At 66.2% G+C, this 1,427-nt stretch carries 1 protein-coding gene; it reads right to left on the reverse strand.

Annotated features, from left to right (window positions below; genetic code table 11):
- Nucleotides 1–1,427, reverse strand: a 1,427-nt coding sequence (locus tag A3764_RS18770) for a strawberry notch family protein (protein ID WP_201722468.1), incomplete at both ends; no start/stop codon positions are given.

Below are 1,427 nucleotides of genomic sequence, written 5' to 3' on the forward strand. Positions count from 1 at the left end.
ACGAAACTTTCGCGGCTCGGGAAGGGGTATTCGGGGCCCTGCCCCCAGAGCCCCAACCGCGCGGCATAAGCGAGGTTGTGCACGCTCGTGGCGCCCGTGGCCGAGACATAGAAGACGCGGGCGCCGGGGGCGGCAAGTTGCAACCGCAGCCCGGCGAGGCCCTGCTGGGAGGGTTTGACCCCCCTGCCCTGCTCGGACCCGGCCGCGTTCTGCATGGCATGGGCTTCGTCGAAAGCCAGAACACCATCGAACCCCGCGCCCATCCAGTCGAGGACCTGGCTCAGCCGCGAGGTGCCGCATTTGCCCGCGGACCGCAGTGTGGCGTAGGTGACGAAGAGGATCCCGTCGCCCATCGGGATGGGCTGATCCGGTTTCCATTTCGAGAGCGGCTGGATGTCGGCGGGCGAGCCACCGAGATCGGTCCAGTCGCGGATCGCGTCCTCGATAAGCGTGGCGGATTTGGAAACCCAGATCGCCTTCCTGCGCCCCGCCAGCCAGTTCAAAAGGATCAGCCCCGCGCATTCGCGGCCCTTCCCGCAACCGGTGCCGTCGCCGAGGAAATAGCCGAGGCGATAGGCCCGTGCATCCGGGTTATCATCGGCGCGCGTCAGCTTGGTCTGGTCGTCGTCGATGGTGAATCGTCCTGGCAGGTCGCGCCCATGGGCATCATGTGCCATGATGATGGTCTCAAGCTGTGCCTCGGAGAGATGCCCATCCTCGATCAGCCTGGCAGGCAGGCGCAATTCTGAACTGGCCGCGCCAGAGGGCATGGGCGGCGCGACAGAGGCCATGGCGATACTTTCGACAAGCGGCGTGGGATGTTCTTGCGCACCCGGGATCTCGATCCGCTGCGGACGGTAGCGCGCATAGATGTCCGAGACGGGCGTGTTGTCGCGCGGAGCCTCAAGACTTGTGAAGCTTAGCGGGATGGCAGCATTGGCGCGGGGTTTGGAGGCGGCGACTGTGGCAACTGGGCGCTTGCGCGTGACAGGTACTGGACCGACTGATCGCGCATGAGGGTTTGTCGCCGCCCGTTGGGCGGGGCGCTTCTCAGGCCGGCTTGCGGCCACGGCGTCGACAAAGGGAAGGGCTTCCTCCAGATCCTGAACCCTGGCGCGGATCATCTCGCCGTCGTCCTGCACCTTGTTGAAGACCATGAGCTGGGTTTCGACAGAGGTGCCGAGCTTGCGGTAGACCTGCCCCGGCATCGTCAACGCCAGTCGCGGCGTCAGGAGGCCGCAGGCGCGGGACCAATGCGCGGCATCGCGTTCGGGCGTGAATCCCGGCGGCATGATCGCCACAAGCCGCCCGCCGGGTGCCAGGCGCTTTGCAGCCGCGATGAGATGCTTGGCGGCGATGTGCTTGTCTCGGGAGCGATCGACCGAGGAGGCGAAGGGCGGGTTCATCACCACGACGTCGGGTAGAAC

The sequence above is a fragment of the Sulfitobacter sp. HI0129 genome, from assembly GCF_001635395.1.
In the GTDB taxonomy this organism is placed as follows: domain Bacteria; phylum Pseudomonadota; class Alphaproteobacteria; order Rhodobacterales; family Rhodobacteraceae; genus Sulfitobacter.